At 43.1% G+C, this 18324-nt stretch carries 25 protein-coding genes, 2 tRNA genes and 1 pseudogene; 19 read left to right on the top strand and 9 right to left on the bottom strand.

Annotated features, from left to right (window positions below; all coding sequences use genetic code 11):
- Nucleotides 1–37: 37 nt before the first annotated feature.
- Genes R2I63_RS02985 through yidD form a run of 3 tightly spaced genes read right to left on the bottom strand, consistent with a single transcriptional unit; the run spans nt 38 to nt 1003 of the window.
- Nucleotides 38–463: an MFS transporter gene (locus tag R2I63_RS02985; RefSeq protein WP_316358669.1), complete on the bottom strand. Its 426-nt coding sequence runs from the start codon at nt 461–463 to the stop codon at nt 38–40.
- 11 nt (nt 464–474) lie between these two features.
- Entirely contained in the window at nt 475–762 is a 288-nt protein-coding gene (locus tag R2I63_RS02980) for a hypothetical protein (RefSeq protein WP_316358660.1), read from the bottom strand.
- Between the two features lie 31 nt (nt 763–793).
- Nucleotides 794–1003, bottom strand: coding sequence for a membrane protein insertion efficiency factor YidD (gene yidD, locus R2I63_RS02975; RefSeq protein WP_445083657.1), 210 nt, complete (start codon nt 1001–1003; stop codon nt 794–796).
- Between the two features lie 59 nt (nt 1004–1062).
- On the opposite strand from yidD, the gene R2I63_RS02970 reads away from it, so the two are divergent.
- A tRNA-Leu gene (locus R2I63_RS02970) sits at nt 1063–1148 on the top strand.
- A gap of 13 nt (nt 1149–1161) precedes the next feature.
- On the opposite strand, the gene R2I63_RS02965 is transcribed toward R2I63_RS02970, so the two are convergent.
- On the bottom strand, nt 1162–1317 hold the full coding sequence (locus R2I63_RS02965) for a hypothetical protein (RefSeq protein ID WP_316358656.1): 156 nt from the start codon (nt 1315–1317) through the stop codon (nt 1162–1164).
- Between the two features lie 37 nt (nt 1318–1354).
- Here R2I63_RS02965 and R2I63_RS02960 point away from each other — a divergent pair, with 37 nt between their 5' ends.
- The 3 genes from R2I63_RS02960 to R2I63_RS02950 are packed head-to-tail and all read left to right on the top strand — an operon-like array spanning nt 1355 to nt 2410.
- Entirely contained in the window at nt 1355–1723 is a 369-nt protein-coding gene (locus R2I63_RS02960) for an IS630 transposase-related protein (protein WP_316358653.1), read from the top strand.
- Nucleotides 1701–2180: an IS630 family transposase gene (locus R2I63_RS02955; RefSeq protein ID WP_316358651.1), complete on the top strand. Its 480-nt coding sequence runs from the start codon at nt 1701–1703 to the stop codon at nt 2178–2180. The genes R2I63_RS02960 and R2I63_RS02955 overlap by 23 nt, the downstream gene beginning before the upstream one ends.
- 23 nt (nt 2181–2203) lie before the next feature.
- Nucleotides 2204–2410, top strand: a complete 207-nt coding sequence (locus R2I63_RS02950) for a hypothetical protein (protein WP_316358649.1) — start codon at nt 2204–2206, stop codon at nt 2408–2410.
- Here the strand turns inward: R2I63_RS02950 and R2I63_RS02945 are convergent.
- On the bottom strand, nt 2384–3841 hold the full coding sequence (locus R2I63_RS02945; protein ID WP_316358647.1) for an NAD-dependent succinate-semialdehyde dehydrogenase: 1458 nt from the start codon (nt 3839–3841) through the stop codon (nt 2384–2386). The two genes, R2I63_RS02950 and R2I63_RS02945, sit on opposite strands and share 27 nt — an antisense overlap.
- Before the next feature lie 8 nt (nt 3842–3849).
- The gene (gene recO / locus R2I63_RS02940) at nt 3850–4530 is read right to left on the bottom strand and encodes a DNA repair protein RecO (protein ID WP_316358643.1); all 681 of its coding nucleotides are present in this window, start codon (nt 4528–4530) and stop codon (nt 3850–3852) included.
- A 38-nt stretch (nt 4531–4568) separates the two neighbouring features.
- On the opposite strand from recO, the gene R2I63_RS02935 reads away from it, so the two are divergent.
- Nucleotides 4569–4642 (top strand) — tRNA-Arg (locus tag R2I63_RS02935).
- Nucleotides 4643–4660: 18 nt separating this feature from the next.
- On the opposite strand, the gene R2I63_RS02930 is transcribed toward R2I63_RS02935, so the two are convergent.
- Nucleotides 4661–5224 (bottom strand): class I SAM-dependent methyltransferase, encoded by a 564-nt coding sequence (locus R2I63_RS02930; RefSeq protein WP_316358640.1) that lies wholly within the window; start codon nt 5222–5224, stop codon nt 4661–4663.
- A gap of 347 nt (nt 5225–5571) precedes the next feature.
- Here R2I63_RS02930 and R2I63_RS02925 point away from each other — a divergent pair.
- From R2I63_RS02925 to R2I63_RS02895, 7 genes and pseudogenes are all read left to right on the top strand, one after another.
- A pseudogene (locus tag R2I63_RS02925) lies at nt 5572–5805 on the top strand (transposase); the annotation flags it as partial.
- Nucleotides 5748–6269 carry a transposase gene (locus R2I63_RS02920; RefSeq protein WP_316358635.1) on the top strand — a complete coding sequence of 174 codons (522 nt, stop codon included), beginning with the start codon at nt 5748–5750 and terminating at the stop codon, nt 6267–6269. The pseudogene R2I63_RS02925 and the gene R2I63_RS02920, both read left to right, overlap by 58 nt.
- A 184-nt stretch (nt 6270–6453) precedes the next feature.
- Nucleotides 6454–7080, top strand: coding sequence for a ribosome hibernation-promoting factor, HPF/YfiA family (gene hpf / locus R2I63_RS02915; protein WP_316358633.1), 627 nt, complete (start codon nt 6454–6456; stop codon nt 7078–7080).
- Nucleotides 7049–7495, top strand: a complete 447-nt coding sequence (locus tag R2I63_RS02910; RefSeq protein ID WP_316358631.1) for a type I restriction enzyme HsdR N-terminal domain-containing protein — start codon at nt 7049–7051, stop codon at nt 7493–7495. Before hpf ends, R2I63_RS02910 begins: the two co-directional genes overlap by 32 nt.
- Complete coding sequence (locus R2I63_RS02905) at nt 7470–8993, top strand: motility associated factor glycosyltransferase family protein (protein WP_316358629.1); 1524 nt, start codon at nt 7470–7472, stop codon at nt 8991–8993. The genes R2I63_RS02910 and R2I63_RS02905 overlap by 26 nt, the downstream gene beginning before the upstream one ends.
- Nucleotides 8971–9828, top strand: a complete 858-nt coding sequence (locus R2I63_RS02900) for a toxin-antitoxin system YwqK family antitoxin (RefSeq protein ID WP_316358626.1) — start codon at nt 8971–8973, stop codon at nt 9826–9828. The genes R2I63_RS02905 and R2I63_RS02900 overlap by 23 nt, the downstream gene beginning before the upstream one ends.
- On the top strand, nt 9815–11527 hold the full coding sequence (locus R2I63_RS02895; RefSeq protein ID WP_316358624.1) for a motility associated factor glycosyltransferase family protein: 1713 nt from the start codon (nt 9815–9817) through the stop codon (nt 11525–11527). The genes R2I63_RS02900 and R2I63_RS02895 overlap by 14 nt, the downstream gene beginning before the upstream one ends.
- A 573-nt stretch (nt 11528–12100) precedes the next feature.
- Here R2I63_RS02895 and R2I63_RS02890 read toward each other — a convergent pair.
- Nucleotides 12101–12727: a pyridoxamine 5'-phosphate oxidase family protein gene (locus tag R2I63_RS02890; protein WP_316358622.1), complete on the bottom strand. Its 627-nt coding sequence runs from the start codon at nt 12725–12727 to the stop codon at nt 12101–12103.
- Between the two features lie 54 nt (nt 12728–12781).
- Here R2I63_RS02890 and R2I63_RS02885 point away from each other — a divergent pair, with 54 nt between their 5' ends.
- Entirely contained in the window at nt 12782–13489 is a 708-nt protein-coding gene (locus R2I63_RS02885; RefSeq protein ID WP_316358620.1) for a dienelactone hydrolase family protein, read from the top strand.
- Here the strand turns inward: R2I63_RS02885 and R2I63_RS02880 are convergent.
- Nucleotides 13477–14517: a hypothetical protein gene (locus tag R2I63_RS02880; RefSeq protein WP_316358618.1), complete on the bottom strand. Its 1041-nt coding sequence runs from the start codon at nt 14515–14517 to the stop codon at nt 13477–13479. The two genes, R2I63_RS02885 and R2I63_RS02880, sit on opposite strands and share 13 nt — an antisense overlap.
- An 85-nt stretch (nt 14518–14602) precedes the next feature.
- Between R2I63_RS02880 and R2I63_RS02875 the strand changes: the two genes are divergently transcribed.
- The 6 genes from R2I63_RS02875 (at nt 14603) to R2I63_RS02850 (ending at nt 18103) form a co-directional block, all read left to right on the top strand.
- Nucleotides 14603–14944 (top strand): hypothetical protein, encoded by a 342-nt coding sequence (locus R2I63_RS02875; protein WP_316358616.1) that lies wholly within the window; start codon nt 14603–14605, stop codon nt 14942–14944.
- Nucleotides 14945–14976: 32 nt separating this feature from the next.
- Entirely contained in the window at nt 14977–16386 is a 1410-nt protein-coding gene (rimO, locus tag R2I63_RS02870; RefSeq protein ID WP_316358615.1) for a 30S ribosomal protein S12 methylthiotransferase RimO, read from the top strand.
- Nucleotides 16387–16430: 44 nt separating this feature from the next.
- The gene (locus R2I63_RS02865; protein WP_316358613.1) at nt 16431–16994 is read left to right on the top strand and encodes a biotin transporter BioY; all 564 of its coding nucleotides are present in this window, start codon (nt 16431–16433) and stop codon (nt 16992–16994) included.
- A complete protein-coding gene (locus R2I63_RS02860) occupies nt 16991–17398 on the top strand; it encodes a nucleotide triphosphate diphosphatase NUDT15 (protein ID WP_445083669.1) in 408 nt (135 codons plus the stop codon). Before R2I63_RS02865 ends, R2I63_RS02860 begins: the two co-directional genes overlap by 4 nt.
- Before the next feature lie 20 nt (nt 17399–17418).
- Complete coding sequence (locus R2I63_RS02855) at nt 17419–17670, top strand: hypothetical protein (protein WP_316358608.1); 252 nt, start codon at nt 17419–17421, stop codon at nt 17668–17670.
- A gap of 115 nt (nt 17671–17785) precedes the next feature.
- Nucleotides 17786–18103 carry a hypothetical protein gene (locus R2I63_RS02850; protein WP_316358607.1) on the top strand — a complete coding sequence of 106 codons (318 nt, stop codon included), beginning with the start codon at nt 17786–17788 and terminating at the stop codon, nt 18101–18103.
- Nucleotides 18104–18324: the final 221 nt, after the last annotated feature.

The following is an 18324-nucleotide window of genomic DNA, read 5'->3' as shown; positions in this document are numbered from 1 at the left end:
CAAGATAAAGACTCGTGTAGCTGAAAAGTTGTTTGATTTAGATCAAGAGAAAAATGATCACAAGGGCACGTACTTCTCGATGCCTAAAAGCATCAATAAAAACTTCTATTGGGTGGAATAGACTTAAAGGCTTTTTCTTTGTGGGGACAAATGTTTTCTTAAAAGAGATTAGAATCCACAGTGCCGCAATTCCATAGAGGGCAGCTGCAATAAAGAAGGGAGTATCAAATCCAAACCCAGCAAAGAGATTTGGGTCAGAAAATATGCCTCCCAGTAGAGGCCCTAGGACTAGACCAATGCAAATAACAAATGTAATCATACTCATGTTGAGTGCTTTGGTCTCTGAGGTTGAGAGATCAGAGATTGCTGCTTGTGCAATGGGTTGACTTCCTGTCATGAGTCCCGATAGGGCGTGTCCTATGAGTAGGATCGAAAGGCTGGAAGCAATCACTCCAAATCCCATTAGAATAAAGCTTAACCCCCCCCCATACAAAGAGCAATGACCTTTTTTCTTCCAAAATGATCGGAAAGATCTCCCATAAAAGAAGCTCCAAAAAGCATCCCTAAAGGATAGAGCATATAGGAAAGACCCATGAAAAAATTTCTTAGAGTTTCAGAGTGAAGAGAGGACACGAGGGAATTCGAAGGGTTTGTAAAGATAGCAGTCATGATCGGATAGACAAGGCCGTAACCAAAAACGTCGATAACAATGGCTAGTAGGCAGGGGACCATCACCCCAAGTTTTATGTGTAGAAAGATCATAGTTCAATCGATAACAGAAATGGTATAATAGTTAGGGAAGAGGATCGCAGCCACCTGGATGCCAAGGGTGGCATCGGAGAAGGCGTCGGACCGTAAGGTAAAATCCTTTAAAAAACCCATGTTTCTTAAAGGCCTTTATCCCGTATTCCGAGCAAGAAGGGTAGAAGCGACAGTTTCCTTGAGTGAAGGGACCAATAGTCCACTGATAGAGACGAATCAAGAAAATAAAAAAATATTTCAATGCAAGAAACCCTTGATTCGATTCTGTTAAATGATTATCATACCCTATTTCCAACTTTTGCGGAAGTGGTGGAATTGGCAGACACGCTACCTTGAGGTGGTAGTGAGGGTAATACCTCTTGGGGGTTCAAGTCCCCCCTTTCGCATATCCCCTTATCCTTAACTTTTTTCTAAAAGATCCAACAGTTCATCGACTTCTGTTTTGAGATGAGGTCCGACTTCAGATCCGAATCGTGGTTGGGAAGTATTTGCTATTGCCTCTCCTGTCAATCGAAGGTCTGGAGATAGTTCGGTATCCTGCAAAATAAAACCCATATAGCTAAAAATTTTTATTTTAGTTATCATCTTTTGGATGACCTATTCATTGGATTTTAGAAAAAAAGCACTGTCAATTCGAAGCAGAGAAAAATTGAGCTTTGCACAAGCAGCAAAACGTTTTGGTGTAAGCGTCAACAGTTTATTTCTTTGGTCTAAACAAATAGAGCCCAAACAAACTAAGAATAGACCTGCGATCAAGATTGATAAAGAGACTTTAATGGGGGACATCGAAGAATATCCAGATGCCTTCTGCTATGAACGAGCCAATCGTTTAAACGTAACCGCCTCAGGCATTCGTAGTGCGATGAAGCGGCTAAAAATCAGCTATAAAAAACACACTAAACCATCCCAAAGCTTGCGAAAAAAAAAGAAAGGCCTTCGTGCAAAAAATTGCAAAATATAAAAAATTGGGAATGCCAATTGTATATATTGATGAGAGTGGATTTGCGCATGATATGCCTCGAACTCATGGTTATGCAAAAATAGGAGAGCGTTGCTTTGGCACTCATGACTGGGGAGCAAAGGGTCGGACCAATGTAATAGGAGCACTCATTGGAAAAAGTCTTCTTACTCTTGCCCTATTCGATTGCACAATTAATACAGATGCTTTCACTGCTTGGACCGAGCAAGACTTGTTACCAAAGTTGTCTACTGAAAGCGTCATAGTTATGGATAATGCTGCGTTCCATAAAGGTAAATTTATGCAGCAAAGGATTAAAGCTGCAGGACATACCTTAGAATATCTCCCTCCATATTCTCCTGATTTAAATCCAATTGAACACAAGTGGGCTCAGGCAAAGTCTAAGCGAAGAAAATATCGATGCGGAATAGATGAACTTTTCAAGGGATATTACATATAACTAAAATAAAACAATTCGTCTATATGCCCTTCTTTAGTGGAGGGTCAGGTGTCATTGTTCCTCGTCTGGATATCCCTAACCTTAAGGAGGGGTTAAAGCATCGGCCAACAGTCTTATCAATCATGGGGAGAGGCAATAGTGACATTATCAATGAACCTTCGCTTTCAAAAGACCATTTTGAAAGTGTTGCCCATTTCATTAAACTATTTTTGAATACCAGCAATGATTAGAGATTTGGTTTCGCAGTAAGCATCAAGGCTTCCATGGACTCCATTTTCGCGACCAAGTCCCGATTCTTTCCATCCACCGAAGGGGAGAACTTCAGAAACTACATCAGTCGTATTTACGCCGACGGCTCCCGCTTCAAAATTCTCAGCGACTCTCCAGGTGCGGCCGATGTTTTCGCTGAAAAGATAGGCCGCAAGACCGTAGTTGGTATCATTGGCCATTTTAATTGCTTCTTCCTCACTCGAGAAGCGGTAGATAGGCGCGACAGGCCCGAAGACTTCATCACGATACATTTCCATTTTGGGATCCATATCAACGAGAAGGGTGGGTTCATAGATCAGTTTGCCTGCTGTGGAGCGAGCTCCTCCAAGAATGGCGGTGGCTCCTTTTGAGAGGGCATCGTCAACGAGAGATTCGCATTTGGCAATCCCTTCTTCGTTAATCAGAGGACCAACAGAAGTATTTTTATCAAGGCCATTTCCAGGGCGAAGATGCTCCTCCATCATCTTCTTGAACTTGTCAACGAACTGATCATGGACATTTTTGTGAACTAAGAAGCGATTGATGTTGTTGCAGCACTGTCCTGCATTATAAAACTTAAACCAGAATGTTCCTTGGACGGCTTTGTCAACATCGGCATCATCAAAGATTACGGCGGGACAGTTTCCCCCAAGTTCCATCGTGACATTTTTCGCAGTACTTCCTGCAGCGCTGATCAATGTCTTTCCTACTGCGGTCGATCCCGTAAATGTGAATTTTCGAACGAGTGGATGATGGGAGAGCTCGTATCCCACTTCATGAGGATCTTTGCAGGTCAGGACATTGAAAACACCCGGAGGAATTCCTGCGCGATTGGCAAGCTCAGCAAGAGCTAGGGCGGATAGGGGAGTATCTTCTGCAGGTTTCATTACAATGGTGCAGCCCGCTGCTAAGGCAGGGGCACATTTTTGAATTGGAAGCACTGAAGGAAAGTTCCATGGAGTGACGACAGCAACCACGCCAACGGGTTGTTTGAGTGTCATGAAGCGGCGGTTTGGATCGGGAGATAGAATCGTGAGCCCGGTGAGCCTTTTTGCTTCTTCGGCATGCCAATTGAAAAATCCATTGTTTCCCATGAGCTCATGGGTTGATTGTTCGTAGGGTTTCCCTTGCTCTAAAGTGAGAAGGGTTGCGAGGTCTTCCCAGTTTTCATTCATGAGTGCGTCCCATTTTCTAAGGAGCTCTCCCCTCTCGCAAGCACTGGTGTTTTTCCAAGACTCGAACGCTTTGTGGGCGCATTCGATCGCATCTTTTGCCTCTTTCCCCCCGATTTCTGAGACGTCAGCAACCTTTTTTCCATCAAAAGGATTGAGAACAGGAAAGGTTTTCTTTCCCTTTACCCATTTTCCGTGGATATAGCTGTCTGTCCGGAGTAATTTCTTATCTTTAATCATAATTTTTTCTATAGCATGACTGCGCTTTGGAAACAAGCATCTATTCCACTGGTGAGATAGGGTGAGAGTTTGAGGGCAAGCAGAGAGTCGAAACTTCGCGTGTCAAACAAGTTGCGAAGAATTCTCCATTCTTCGTTTTTGAAAGGAAAGCCCAACGCTCCTCCACATTGGGAGCAACGACTTTCTCCGTCTAGGATTTGCATGGCGGGGGCTGATGAACACAAAAGGCAATTTTCAGCAATTTCAAGAAGGCCTTCGTGTTTGAGAAGTTTAAGTTGAAATGTGGCCCAAAAGGTCTCTGGCTCTACGGCTTCTGGAAGTTTTTTTAAAAAGCTGATTAATAAAAGGTAGAGAGAATAGGAGTCTTTTCCCGGCATTTGGGTTTTTAAAATTGCTTGAAGAATTTTTCCTGCAACCTCTAGATGGCGGTAGGAGCGGCGCAAGGGAAGGTGAAGATTTATGATGGTTCCATCTAAAAAACGATAGAGATCGGTTTTTCCTTTTTTAAAAACAAATTCAGCGCGGCAGAGAGGGGTGGTGAGGTTAAGTATGGCTGGCTGGCTTTTTGAAAGTCTTCTCACATAGAGGCTGATCACCCCACGATCGGGGGTGAGCACTGTCAAAATTCGATCATTTTCTCTATAGGGGGTAGCACGCAGCACCACGCCCTCAACACGTTTATCTTTCATTGCAAGAATATTGCACTTTTGATACAATTTTTGCAATTGCACCGATAGCTCAATTGGATAGAGTACCTGACTTCGGATCAGGTGGTTGGAGGTTCGAGTCCTTTTCGGTGCGTTAGCCGCAGCTTTGCGGCTATTTTTTTGCGATTACAAAATGATACCAGACTTCATCTTGACCCAGGTGGTAGGTGGGGAGAAGTTCACTAACTGCTTTTTTAACGCCGGGGAGACGGGGGCGGCCAAAATTGTGCCCAGAAAGGATCCCACCAGAGCGAATCTTAGGTTTCCAGATGGTGATATCTTGACAGACTGAGGAGTAGGCATGATTGGCATCTATAAATACAAGGTCAATATTTTCTGGGACAAGGGGAGCTGCTTTGTGGGAGGGTTCTTCAATGATGGTGACGTGAGGGTCATTTTCAAACAAGCCGTAGGTGCGCTTTCTAGCCTTATCGTAAACCTTTTGATCTTCTGAAACGGCACTGCCGGAGGCTTGGTAGGATGCATCAGGAGCCCAGGGATCGATAAGGTATAGATGAGCATCGGGGAATTCTTTGCGAAGTACCTCTGCATTTTTTCCTCTATAGACACCGATTTCAACGATAGTCCTAATCTCAATCTCATGGATGAGAGAAAGATATTTGAGGTAGCAGCCTCGGTGCTTGCGTATCAGAAGGCGGTCTAGCGTTCCATTCATACGAAGGAATATAGCAGAAAGAGACTATTTTTTGGAGTGGCTATCGATGCCCCAAGCTCCGGCTCCCATGATCAGAAGGTAGAGAGGTAAGATTCCAATGATGATAGGAACAAAGATAGGAGGAGAGAAGGGAGTTTCTTTTGATGAGCCTATCCCGATAATATTAAGTTAAATATTTTTAAAGACCTGCTAAGCTCTCTTTATTTTAACTTCTAGAAGGAGAATCGATGGCAGGAAGATTTGATGGATTAACAGATATGCAATGGGAGATACTCGAACCCTTAATGCCTAAAAACCCCCATAAAAGAAGGAAGGGAAAGCCTCATACGCCATAGAGAAAAGTATGTAATACAATCTGTTGGATAATGATTACAGGATCTCGATGGGTAGATTTACCTATAGGAGAAAAGTGGGCATCGAGTTCAGCATCTCATCGTTGGCTGGGAGTGTGGCAAGCTAATGGAACGCTTGAAAAAATCCTCTCAGCGTTAAGGGAAGCAGCTTTTTTAGAAGGATTGATCGATTGGGATCGGATGGCAACGGATGGTTTTTTTTCGCAGGCAAAGGAGGAGGAGGATTAGTTGACTATGGATACAAAGGGAAAGGAGTCACAAACCACCTTTTAGTCGATGAAGAAGGGAGCCCAATTGCACTTGAAGTAACGAGTGCTAAAGGAGATGAGAGATTACAAGTAGAGCCTCTGCTTGAAAGAGTAAGCAAGCAGATAAAAATCTTCCAAAAAGAGACAGGAAGGCTTCCCATATTCGAAGCAGATAAAGGTTATGATGCAAGTGCACTAAGGGTAAAATTGTTAAGACGGAATATTTATCCGATTATAGCCAAAAGGAAGATGGGGAAACATCCAGAAGATAAGAAAATTGCGTCTTGGATTCGAAGGAGGCGATGGCAAGTAGAAAGGGCAATATCATGGCTTCAAAGAAAGTTCAGACGACTTGTTGTGCGTTCGGAAAGAAAATTAGATTACTGGAAAGGATTTTTGAATTTTAGCCTTATTAAATACTGGGTGGATAGCCTATCGGGATAGGCTCATGGGAGTTTTGGTAGCAATAAGGCGGATAATAGATAAGAGGCGCTTTGGCCTTTTCCCATTTTCACTGCTCATAACTTTTGGATAACTGATAAGAGGAAAAAAAGACAAATTTTTTGGAATTATACCCAAATAAATTCAAGATTTGGTTAGAATGACGGGCCAACCAAGGGGTTAAAACATGACCGATAGCTCTAAGAAATTTGATCAACAAGAATATACCATTAACATCATTGGAAAACATATTGAAGTCACTAAGCCGATTCGGGGTTACGTCGAAGAGAAGATTTCTAGGATCGAAGCTTTCTCGACGCACATCATTGATGTCAGGGTCAATCTCGACGTGCAGAAATTGAATCATACGGTTGATATCATCATGAAATTTTTTCATTTCAAGGTGAACGTTCATGCCATTACCGAAAACCTATATACCTCTATTGATAAAGCGTTTGAGCGTCTCTATACAAAACTTCGAAAATGGAAGGGTCGGATTCAGGACCACCATGCAAAAGGAGTGTCTGTTACTGAAATGGAGATCAACGTCTTCGAACATGCTCAGCATGAAATCGAGGAGATTAATCAAGAGATTATTGATGCAAACAACGAGTCTTTGAAAGAGAATTATACGCTCCCGAAGGTGATTAAGAAGAAAAAACGCTCCTTAAAGAATCTCACGATGGATGAAGCAGTTATGAAAATGGAGCTGTCGAATGACCATTTTATGATCTATCGATCAGAAGAAGAACAGGCTCTTAAGGTAATCTACCGTCGGCGTGATGGCAGTTATGGTGTTGTCTCCCCAGCATAGACAAATTTATGACTCAATTCGAAAGAAATGGGTTGATGCGTTTCCTGAAGAGGTAGTGAGACAAAAGATATTGAGCCATCTCGTGAATCAGTTGGGATATCCAACTCATGCCATTGTTGTTGAGAGAAAATTATCAGAGCTTCCTCAGGTATCGGAAAAGAAAGTTCCTAGTCGCCGTATTGATATTTTATGTCTTGAGTCTGAAACACTCCGTCCTCTTCTTCTCATTGAATGTAAAGCTGTGGCTCTCCAGGAAAAGATGTTTGCACAAGCCCTTGGATATAACGCCTATATCAAAGCTCCGCTGATTTGTCTTGCCAATGATGAGGGATTCCTATTACGATGGGAAAACGATTCTTCCATTAAAGAAAGGAATCAGTTGCCTACCTATGAATCTCTTAAGAATGCTCGATGAGAAAAATCCTCTATTTGCTCTAGAACTCCGCACTGAAAAGAAGCGAGATGTTCCTTTTGTTGATCTTCCTCTTCCAAAAAGTGAAACCGTAGCGCTTTATCTTTATGCTCTTGGTCCGATCTCTTGGCAACAAAAGGTTCTAGAGTGGCTTGATGAAAATCCTACTCGAAAAATCTACCTTATCCCTGAAGATCCCCAGATTCTTCATAATATTTCTCTTCCATTCATGGAACACTCTCGCCTAAAAGTTGGCAGTGAATACCTTCCGTATGCATGGGAGCATCTTTTTAAACCATGGGAGTTAATAGGGGGCGATCCTAACGTACTTGGGGAATGGATTTTGGGAACCGAGCTCACTCTTTGCTTGTATAACGACTTTGGGGTTCCCCTGATGTCGAATGTTTTTGATAACCTTCTAATGAAGGAGGAAATCAAAAGAGGGGATGCTCTAGAAGGAAAGTTTCGGGGAACGCCAGCAATCATTTGCGGCGCAGGACCGTCTCTTGAAGATCGTTTGGATGAAGTCAAAAAACTTCAGGATCGAGCATTGATCATTGGAGGTGGCTCAGCGCTTGCTCCACTGTCGCGGGCTAATATTCCGATTCACTTCTCTGCGGCGCTTGATCCCGATCCCCCTACAGAAAGATTTTATCGACAGAACCATTTTGAGACTCCTCTGTTTTACCAAAATCAAGTGAGTCATACCTTGCTTACTCATCATCATGGTCCGAAACTTTGTTTGGGACAGAGTGGAAGTTTTGCTTTAGAGGAGTATCTTACCGAGGAACTTGCACTTCCACCATGCGATGTGGGTTGGAACGTCTCTACATTTTCAACGATGGTAGCTGTCCTTTTAGGGTGCGATCCTATTTATTTCGTGGGTCTTGATCTTTGTGTGTACGATGAAGCTTCTTATGCCGCCGGCGTTGAGGGAATGGATGAGCGTTTAAATCCAATTCGGATGGAGGATAGGCAGGGAAACGTTGTTTTTACTCGTCCCGATTTTTTGATGAGCAAGAGGTGGTTAGAGGAGTTTGCTAGGAAGCATCCTCAAACCACTTTTATCAACACAAGCACGCGCGGACTTAAGTTAGAAGGAATCCAAGATGGACCTCTTATGGTCTCTTCTTGCTGCACAGATTTATCTGCAAAGGTATACCAAAAAGTAATCTCGGCGCCTTCTGTTGGTTTATCTTCAATCCCTGAGAAATTTCATCACCTTGATGAAAGTTTGGAGAAGACCCGAGCGATCCTAACGGAGTTTATGGAAGCCCTAGAACAAAGGAAAAATACAGTTCTTCAGGAATGCGAACTTGAAGAAGAACTCTTTTTCCAATATCACCTTTTCCCTTTATGGGAGGTGTGGAAAAATCTTCTTCAAACCGATGAAATTTTGGGAAGGATGACCGATCTCCCTTTTGAAAAAAAACTCCAACAAGTCCTCTTTTATCAAGATGTAACCGAGAAATTTTGCCATGAAAGAAACCTATCAGTTTAGTGAGGGTCGTCTCACGATTCAAGATCCCGATTTAGGCATCGATATCGACGCCTCATTTAAACCCTTGAGAGTGCCCAAAGACTTTTCTGAAATTTCCCATCTTGTTTTAAAAAAGGATGGCCAAGGAGGAGTTCTGCGAGCCTATTTTGAAATTGAGGGGCATTTTGAAGGACAATATCTTCTCTACTATCCCGGTGGGGGTATTGAGACCGAATGTTTTTATCTGAATGGAGAACTCCATGGACCCTCCCGCTTCTATAGTGAAAATGAAGTATGCCTTTCGGAAACCTGGTTTTATCAAGATAAGAAAGAAGGGAAGTCTACCCGCTATTACCTTTCAGGAAAACTTAGCATTATTGAGCGCTACAAGAAGGGAATATTGCATGGAAAGCAAGAATATTATTATGAAAATGGCAATCTTAAATCAGAAATGACTTATTCGAGAGGAATATTGGAAGGCTCTGTTGAGCTTTACTGGCCCAACGGGCAAAAAAAACGGGAAGTCATTTTTCAAACAGGGCTTCGTGAAGGGGTTGACCGCATGTGGAATCAACAGGGAGTGCTCCTTGATGAAGGAAAGTACAGAAGTGGAAATCCCGTTGGTCTACATCGTCGTTTTTTTGCAAATGGTTCGCTCCTTGAAGAGCGTCATTACCATTCCCCGAATCGATTTGATCAAAAGCAGTGGGATGAAAGTGAGAACCTCCTTTTAGAGGGGAAGTATGACCCCTCTCTTCAATATGTAGAGAGATCCTGGAAAGAAGGAGAAGAAACTGCCAAAGTAGGAAAGTGGGACGGAAATCGCATTCAGTGGAGAAGCGATGGTCCAAACTGATCTGTTAGAGCCTCGTTATCCTAACCTTTCTTTTCTTCTGAGATTTCAAGAGATTGAGCCAGTTTCAAATAGAAAAGAATCAGTGAAGGTAGAAAACCTTGAGAAGCTCGATAGTGTGTATATCTATGGGTTGGGTCATGGGGATTCTTACCTAGTCTTAAAAGCTTGGCTTGCAGAAAACAAAGAACGAGATTTGATTTTTTTAGAAGAAAATCTCGGGGCGATTGCAGCCTTTCTTGAAACAGAATATGCCGCTGAAATCCTTGCCAATCCTCAGGTTCATATCCGCTTTAATTTGGATAAACGGCGTCTCGCTCCTTTTCTCAAGGAGTGTGCTGAATCATTTCCTCTTGAAAACATTGGGATATTTGCCCTTCCCTCGTACAAAACTTCCCGTTTTTATCGCCTTCGCCTCATGCTTCATCGCTTAACCACCATTCAACATGCCCTTTACTTAGAAAACCACTATTACAATCTCTTCTTCAAAAATCTTCATCCTAACTTTTATCGAATGGAGACAGCCTTTGATGGAAATGCTTTAAAAGGGGTGTTTCAAGGAACTCCCGCCATCATCTGCGGTGCTGGTCCGTCCCTTGAAAATAATCTAAAAATTCTCAACACACTTGATCATCGAGCGCTTATTATTGCTGGAGGGTCAGCGATCACAGCCCTAAGTAACCATGGTGTGCGTCCTCACTTTGGAATCGCTCTCGATCCAAACTTTGAAGAAGTGAAGCGCTTTAAAGAAGCCTCTGCGTTCGAGCTACCCCTACTTTATGCCTCTCGCCTCCATCCCGATATTTTCCAGACTTGCAACGGGCCTCACGGCTACCTTCATACGCAAACCGGAGGTGCTGCAGAGAGGTGGCTTGAAGAGAAACTAGAGCTTGATGCATCTCCTTTGCAAGAAGGATTTTCAATCGAAGCTCTATCGGTCACAACGACAGCAATCGAACTTGCTACGACTCTTGGGTGCAACCCCATCATTCTGGTTGGTGTGGATCTTGCTTTTACCGGGGGAAGAGCCTATGCCTCTGGAGTAGTTGCGACTCCCGAAGCGTTTCTTAAAGAAAAGAAAAAAGAAGTGCGCACGGCCGAGCGTCTTCTGAAGCGAAAAGATATTTATGGCAAGCCAATCCATACCCTTGTCAAGTGGGTCATGGAATCCTCAGCAATTTCTACCTTTGCGAAAAAGAATCCCCATACCACTTTTATCAATGCTTCTTCTGGAGGACTGGGGTTTAAAGGCATTCCCAACCGCAGTCTCAAGCAAATTACGATGCCTCCACCTCAAGATCTATATAGCAAAGTCCATCATGTGATCCAGTCCCGCCCCCTTCCTATTTCTCAAGGAGCTGTGACCTCCCACCTTGAATCCCTAAAGAAAAGCCTGAAGAAGGCACAGTCCTACACCAAGATTGCCTTTGAGGAGCTTCATAAAACTCAAGGAACCTCACAAGACCCAGAAACCGGCCGCCTCATATTTGCACAGATGGAACTTGAGACCCTCGATGCCTATACCTGTTTTTTGCAGGATCCCGATCGAACCTTCCTCCCATTGCTTGAGAGAAAATATCGCCCGTCCGTTTGGAACCAAGTCGATCCCCAACTCAAATGGCACTATCTTCACTCCAAGTGGGATGCGTACCGCTCCCTCATTGATTTCTATATTGATCAATTGAATAAAGAAGCGTTCTAGAAAACAAGTAATTTAAAATTTGGTTCCTCAGGAAACGTTTAGGCTGGGTAATACATAAAGTCCATGGCGTCCTTTTGAACCCAGAGGAAAGTAACTTACACCAATGGCTGCTTGTATGAATCGCCCACGATGGTATTCTTTTCCAAATAAGAATTGGGGTCTCAGATAAAACAGACTCTCTCCAAGTCCAAAAACATATCCTAATTTCCCCCGAAGTTCCATAACACGTTAATTTATTTTCACCATCTAGCCTATCAAATCAAAAAGGCCTGTTTTAGGCAATTAAGGTGAACTCCATTGTCAAGACAGTTTTGTTGTCATTTTCTAGGAGACTTTGTTCCTTGCTAGTTTGTTCATTTATTAGCCTAATGCTTCAATATAGTTCATCTTTTCTAAGCCCTCAGCCCAGTGCACTTCATCAGGTGTTTTGTAACCTAAGCTCTGGTTAGGTCTCTCCTCATTTTAAAATTTTATATATGATCCAATGACTTCCCTAGATTCTCTCATACTTTCATGTAATCTCAGGTACACTTCTTCATATTTCAGAGAGCGCAAAAAGCATTCTAACAGAACCTAGGGCTCTACAGCTGTGCAGATCCATTCATTCTGTTCTAATGTTGCAATTTCTTTTGTTGGAAAGGATCGGTGATGGACTTCAAAGAAGATAATTTGATCGGGTGCTAAGCGATATCCCCTAAATTCTGGGGGGCATGGGACTTCTTTGGGGTATTCTTTTTCAAGCTCTTTTCTTCGATTTTCAACGACTGTTTGTGACTCTAAGAGCTCTCCCTTGTTAGATGCTATGAAGGTGAATTTCATAAAACGGGGCATTCTGTTCCAAGCTTTTTCTGCTTCTTGGCGGGGGATTTGATTTACGATTCCGTCTATGCATAATTGGCGGTGGGTACGAGGTAGGTAGATATTCAGCGAGGCATGGGGATTATAGGACAGATGGTTGACTTTTTCTGTTTTTTCATGGGTAAAAAAGAGAGCGCCCTTACTCTGATTGAAATTGGTGATTTCAATCATTCTTGCATGGGGTCTTCCATCGGAAGAAACAGTTGCTAGAGAGGCAAGTTTAAAGAAGCGCCCCTCTGTTCGCTCCTTTTCTTCTTTAAACCATGTATCTACCTTAGCAACAGGATGAGGCTGTTTTGCAAAAAGAGAGAGTGAACATAAAAAGATTAGCGCAAGTTTCATGGTATCAATCTAATTTTCATTTCCTTTTTTTTCAAGAAGTGTTTTGATAAATCTATGGAAAGTGAAACGTTAGAATATCAGCACCAAGGAGCGACACTGGAAGCCTTCATCGCGCACGATCCCTCTCGGGGAAGGCGTCCCACTATCTTAATTTTTCATGCGTGGAGAGGTCGGGACGCTTTTGTCCTGGACAAGGCTAAGTGGCTTGCTTCTCTTGGGTACGTTGGTGTTGCCCTAGATATGTATGGAAAGGGGGTTTTGGGTTCTTCCACGGAAGAAAATGGGAAATTAATGGAACCCTTCATGAAGAATCGAAAGTTTCTTTTGAGCCGAATGGAAGCAGGTCTGGGCGCTATTCAAAAACACCCTTCAGTTGACAGCGCTCAGATAGGAGCTATCGGCTTTTGTTTTGGAGGTCTTTGCGCTCTTGACTTTGTTAGGAGTGGTGCCGACCTTAAAGCAGTGGTGAGTTTTCATGGACTCCTCAATGCTCCCGACTATTCTTCCAAGCCGAAAGGAAAAATTCTTGTGCTTCATGGCTATGAAGATCCTATGGTTTCTCCTGAGCAGCTTGCTTCTTTTCAAGACGAGATGACAAAGTGCGGTGCGGATTGGCAAGTGCATGCCTATGGGAAAACCCTCCATGCTTTCACTAATCCTGCAGCAAATGATCCAGAGCTAGGAACGATCTATAGCCCAATTGCTGAAAAGCGGTCACTTCAAGCAATGGAGAATTTTTTTTCTGAAGTCTACCAAGCGTAGTACATGGTTAAGATGCCTGAAACAAAGTCACCAGAATTTCTTCCAGTAATGGTGAACCAAACCCCTGCTAAAAATCCTAATTGATCGGATGGGTTGTATTCGATCGCTGGTGCACAACTGAGATTATCATTAGAAGGTGCTCCTACGGAAGCTGAGCCTCCTGCTGCAGTTCTCCCTTTATGTCCTGAGAAAGTACTATGGTTTTGATAGGTGTAAGCAAGGTCTACTGCAAGGACCCATTTCTGGGTGAAGCTAAGTTCTATCGAGGTGTCGATGGCAATTTTGTTTCCAGGGCGTACTTTTCCACGTGTATCGTATCCTCCGCCGTAGGCATTGAACTCTTGGACCTGGACCTTCATTGGAACAGCATAGTTCATTGAAAGGCGCCATGCAAAGGGATGGGTGGTTATCCACCAGAAAACCTTGGATGCGTTAAGCGAAAGATTGGTAAAGTAAGCCCCTGAGCCGGTTGCATCTGCCCTATTCTTTGCAGGATTAAGTTTCTCATATCGCCCTGTTGGAAGGGTTTCAGTAATCGTAATGCGAAGAGCAGGTCTGTAAGGAGACTCTTTCATAAGTTGAATTCCCCACTCAAGCGAGGTGTCTCCCCAATAGAAGAAATCCTCTCCGTCTTTGTTGTTGTAGAAGCCCTGGGCGGTTATTGTGAAGTCGAGCCAAGAAAACCACCCCATTTGAAAGAGGCATAAAGGGTTAACTGTCCATAGGTCTGGAGTATTTACAGATTTGCGGTTTCCGGTATATTCAGCAAAGGTATTCTTGATAAAAAGGTAAGGCTGAACAACAAATTCTCCAGGGGGAACGTTGTGGGCTGAAGGAGTTAATAGAGGACCAGCGTACCAGGGGTTGAACATTTTCCGGGCAATATCAAAATCTGCCTGTGCTTGCGCAAGTTGCTGATCTACTGTAGAAAGCGGTGGAGGCTGGCTGGGTAATTGTTGCGGCTGCCCTTTTTCTTGAGATAGTAACGTTGCTGTAATAAGTAAAAATCCCAATAGCGTCTTTCGCATAGGTCAACCTTTTTTCAAATTGGACTAAAAAATATTCTATCCGTTAAAGAAAATAATAGGAAGAAGAAATTATAGGACTATAGTTATGTCAGATGTTGAAGGAGTTCAAGGAGGAGGGGAGCCGCACCAATACTCTCAAGAGGAGCTAGAAAAATACCATCAAGACTATGAAAAAGGACTTAACCTCTTCAAAGAGTCCTTTGACCAATACAATCAACCTAATCTAGAAGTTCATAAAAAAGCTCAACTAAAGAAAGTTATGGATGAAGCTTTGCAGGTGATGAATGAGACCGCGTGCGTTGCTTTGAAACAGGGGAAAAGGGATCATGAAGTGATGCTAAATATCCACTATCAGACTTTTATCGAAGATCCTAGCGCTGACAATCAAAAAAAGGTTGCAGACGATATAAAGGCCCTATCTGATTGATCAAAATCAGAGATAGGGGTATCCTGTCTCTCATGTTAAAGATGTACCCTAGTGAAACCCCAACGAAAGAAGTTAAGGAGGAATCTCCTCCTACATTCCAACATGGGGGGAATAAGCTTCTTTTTATTAGCTTAGGATGCCCTCGAAATCGGGTGGATACTGAAGTCATGCTGGGGATTTTACTCAAGGCTGGGTACGAACCAACGGATGGGATAGAAGACGCCGACTACATCATTATCAATACCTGTGGGTTTTTAGAATCTGCCCGAGAAGAATCTCTTGCTACCATTGGAGAGATGTATGAAGAGCGAAAAGAGGGGGCAAAAATTATCGTTACGGGGTGCATGGTCCAAACTCATGACCAGGAGATCAAGAAACACTTTCCTGATATCGATTATCTTCTAGGATCAGGAGATGTTGAGGGAATTCTTCGTGCAATCGAATCAAAAACGCAAGGGAGCCGTATCACAACAGCACGGAGTTATCTGGAAGCAGGGGAAGTCCCCAGGCAAGTTTCAACTCCATCGCATTACGCGTACCTGAAGATTGCTGAGGGGTGCAAAAAGCGATGTGCTTATTGCATTATCCCTAAAATTAAGGGGCCTCTCCGAAGTAAGGCTCTTGAGCAGATCGTCAAAGAGTTCCGCACCCTTCGAGCTCAAGGTGTCTTTGAGATTATTCTTATTGCTCAAGATTTAGGGGACTGGGGAAAAGATCAGGGATACAAACGTTCAGACGGATTAATCAAGGTTTTGGAAACTCTTTTGCAAGAGAAAGGCGATTTTTGGTTGCGCCTTTTATATCTATATCCCGATGAAATCACCCATCCACTGATTCAATTGATGAAGAGCGATTCTCGGATTTGCCCATATCTCGATATGCCCATTCAGCATGTTAACGATGAGATGCTCAAGTCTATGCATCGGGCAACATCAAAAGAAGCAATCATCCGTTCATTAGAACTTCTCCGCCTGGAGATTCCAGAGATTACGATCCGGACGAGTTTAATCGTTGGTTTTCCTGGAGAGACCGAAAAACAGTTTGAGGAACTTTTGAAGTTTGTTGAAGAGCATCCGATAGATAATGTGGGTATTTTTCAGTATTCAAAGGAACCTGGGAGTCATGCAGCAAGTCTTTCAAATCAAATTCCTAATGAAGTAAAAGCAAAGCGCCAAAAACACTTGGCAAAGGCTCAGAAAAAAGTTTCTCGCCAGCTTCTCAATAAAAAAATTGGTCAGACGTTAGAAGTAGTCATCGAAGGTTATCATCCTGAATCCTCCCTTCTCATGGTCGGGCGTCATCGTGGGCAATGCCCTGAAATCGATGGAGAAGTAATCATTAATGATATCACCGGAGTAGATGCTTTTGGAAAATTGTATCAAGTTAAAATTACCGAGGCTTTGGACTACGATCTGGTCGGATCTATTGCTCAAAAACATTAAATGACCGATAATGATTCCATAAAACCTTTTTTGGAGGTGTGAATATGAAAGTTTTTATTGAATCAAAGCCGGCTTTTTCGGAAAAAGCTAAGTCTAGGGTTTGGACAGCAGCACAGGTGTTAGTCGGAGGCTTATTCCTCGCGGCTTGTGCTCAAGTTTCAATTCCTCTTTATCCTATTCCAATGACGATGCAAACCCTAGGAGTCTTCACGCTTGCAACGATGCAAGGTGGAAGAATTGCTTCCTATTCTGCTCTTCTATATCTTGCGCTGATTTCTCTTGGACTTCCAGTGCTTTCTGGAGGAGCTTCTAACGCAATGTGGTTTACACTCCCATCGGCAGGATACCTTTTGGCGTTCCCAATTGCTGCATTTGTAATAGGGAAACTGATCTCTGTAAAGGAAAAGCCAAATTCTCTTTGGGTTCTTTTCAGCGTTTTAGTTGGTCAGGTGATTATCTACACCCTAGGGGTGGGAGTTTTGACGCGCTTGCTTTCAGTTAAAGAAAGCTTAATGGCGGGTCTTGTTCCTTTTCTTCCTCTAGCGGGAGTGAAGCTTCTGTTGGCTTCAACTTTAGGTGGTCTTTGGCTTCGCTGGAAGAAGAAATAGCTAAACGCCCACATGTGGGTCTGGCAGCTGTTGCGGTCCGAGAGGGAGAAATTCTTCTTGGAAAGCGCAAGGGTGTAATTGGTGATGCCACCTGGGCTCCTCCAGGTGGACATCTCGAGTATGGGGAGTCGGTTGAGGAGTGTGCATCGCGTGAACTTTTGGAGGAAACGGGGCTCGTCGCAAAGACTTTGATCCGCGGTCCTTACACAAACAATCTTATTGCTCCCAAAAATCAACATTATATTACTCTCTTTGTTCTCATTTCTGAATTTGAGGGAGAAGTTGAATGTCGAGAACCTCAAAAGTGTTTAGGGTGGGAATGGTTTCCCCTCGAGGCACTTCCAGCTCCACTAATTACTTCTTTTGATTCTTTTATTCAGGAGCATTCTTCCTTTCTTTTGTAAGAATCTGTATAGATAATCTCATGCAGAAGGAGATGCGGATTCATGGAGTCTTCACTTTTATTTTAGTCGTTTGTTTTCTTGCCTATGATCAGTTTATGCGAGCTGCTCCTCAGGTGGCAAAGTATCATCAAGTCAAAGAATTGCAACTGCCTCACGATCTTTTTGGATTAATGACAACTGTAGCTGTCTATGTGTTTTTTCTTGCTCAAATTCCTGTTGGAATTCTATTTGATCACATTAATTCTAGAATTCTTCTTCCTATTGCTATCTGATGCTCTGCAGTGGGAATGTTTTTTATGGGTTGGAGTGCTGAGCCGATTTTTTCGATAGCCGCAAAAGTTTTTCTTATGATCGGTGCGCCTTTTACATTTATTGCAATGTTGATAGTTGCAGCACGTTGGTTTCCTCACAAAAAAGTTTGGAACTCTTTCAGGGATTGGTCAATTTTTTTCTACTTTTGGAGTTTTAGTAGGAGGTGTTCCTTTAGGGCTGTTAATGAAGTATTACATTTCTTGGCGTGTGCTGATGGTTGTCATGGGAACTGTTGGAATCATTTTAGTATTAATGTGCCTCCTGATTGTTCAAGATTGTCCTTCCCTAAGGGGGCCTGATCATGCTGGAAAGCATTGTTACCTAAAAGAGCTGAAGCTGCTTTTTGCTTCAAAGCAGATGTGGGCGATTGGCGTGTATGCCTTTTGCGGGTGAGGAGCTGTCATTGTTTTTGCAAAGCACTAGGCTATTCCTTTTTTGGAAGAGCGATTTTTGATAACTGAATCCCATGCTCGTCATGGAATGATGGTTTTTTGGTTAGCAGCTGGTGTGCTTAGTCCCTTTATGGGATACCTATCTGATCGCTGGAAGCGCCGGATTCCATTCCTGCTGGGATCCTTTTGCTGTTTTTTCTTGGACTTTCGGTAGCAGCGCAA

Source organism: Candidatus Neptunochlamydia sp. REUL1, from assembly GCF_963457595.1.
Classification (GTDB): domain Bacteria; phylum Chlamydiota; class Chlamydiia; order Chlamydiales; family Simkaniaceae; genus Neptunichlamydia.
The sequence above is the reverse complement of the archived record's forward strand: the minus strand, read 5'-3'. Positions and strand labels throughout refer to the sequence as shown.

Coding starts and splice junctions, on each gene's coding strand:
- R2I63_RS02865 (WP_316358613.1), top strand. CDS start 16,431: ATGAAAGTTTTTATTGAATCAAAGCCGGCTTTTTCGGAAAAAGCTAAG.
- recO (WP_316358643.1), bottom strand. CDS start 4,530: ATGAAAGATAAACGTGTTGAGGGCGTGGTGCTGCGTGCTACCCCCTAT.
- R2I63_RS02890 (WP_316358622.1), bottom strand. CDS start 12,727: ATGAAACTTGCGCTAATCTTTTTATGTTCACTCTCTCTTTTTGCAAAA.
- R2I63_RS02900 (WP_316358626.1), top strand. CDS start 8,971: ATGAAAGAAACCTATCAGTTTAGTGAGGGTCGTCTCACGATTCAAGAT.
- hpf (WP_316358633.1), top strand. CDS start 6,454: ATGACCGATAGCTCTAAGAAATTTGATCAACAAGAATATACCATTAAC.
- R2I63_RS02875 (WP_316358616.1), top strand. CDS start 14,603: ATGTCAGATGTTGAAGGAGTTCAAGGAGGAGGGGAGCCGCACCAATAC.
- R2I63_RS02895 (WP_316358624.1), top strand. CDS start 9,815: ATGGTCCAAACTGATCTGTTAGAGCCTCGTTATCCTAACCTTTCTTTT.
- R2I63_RS02880 (WP_316358618.1), bottom strand. CDS start 14,517: ATGCGAAAGACGCTATTGGGATTTTTACTTATTACAGCAACGTTACTA.
- R2I63_RS02855 (WP_316358608.1), top strand. CDS start 17,419: ATGCAGAAGGAGATGCGGATTCATGGAGTCTTCACTTTTATTTTAGTC.
- R2I63_RS02985 (WP_316358669.1), bottom strand. CDS start 463: ATGGGATTTGGAGTGATTGCTTCCAGCCTTTCGATCCTACTCATAGGA.
- R2I63_RS02930 (WP_316358640.1), bottom strand. CDS start 5,224: ATGAATGGAACGCTAGACCGCCTTCTGATACGCAAGCACCGAGGCTGC.
- R2I63_RS02885 (WP_316358620.1), top strand. CDS start 12,782: ATGGAAAGTGAAACGTTAGAATATCAGCACCAAGGAGCGACACTGGAA.
- rimO (WP_316358615.1), top strand. CDS start 14,977: ATGTTAAAGATGTACCCTAGTGAAACCCCAACGAAAGAAGTTAAGGAG.
- R2I63_RS02950 (WP_316358649.1), top strand. CDS start 2,204: ATGCCCTTCTTTAGTGGAGGGTCAGGTGTCATTGTTCCTCGTCTGGAT.
- R2I63_RS02910 (WP_316358631.1), top strand. CDS start 7,049: ATGGCAGTTATGGTGTTGTCTCCCCAGCATAGACAAATTTATGACTCA.
- R2I63_RS02980 (WP_316358660.1), bottom strand. CDS start 762: ATGATCTTTCTACACATAAAACTTGGGGTGATGGTCCCCTGCCTACTA.
- R2I63_RS02945 (WP_316358647.1), bottom strand. CDS start 3,841: ATGATTAAAGATAAGAAATTACTCCGGACAGACAGCTATATCCACGGA.
- R2I63_RS02965 (WP_316358656.1), bottom strand. CDS start 1,317: ATGGGTTTTATTTTGCAGGATACCGAACTATCTCCAGACCTTCGATTG.
- R2I63_RS02960 (WP_316358653.1), top strand. CDS start 1,355: ATGACCTATTCATTGGATTTTAGAAAAAAAGCACTGTCAATTCGAAGC.
- R2I63_RS02905 (WP_316358629.1), top strand. CDS start 7,470: ATGAATCTCTTAAGAATGCTCGATGAGAAAAATCCTCTATTTGCTCTA.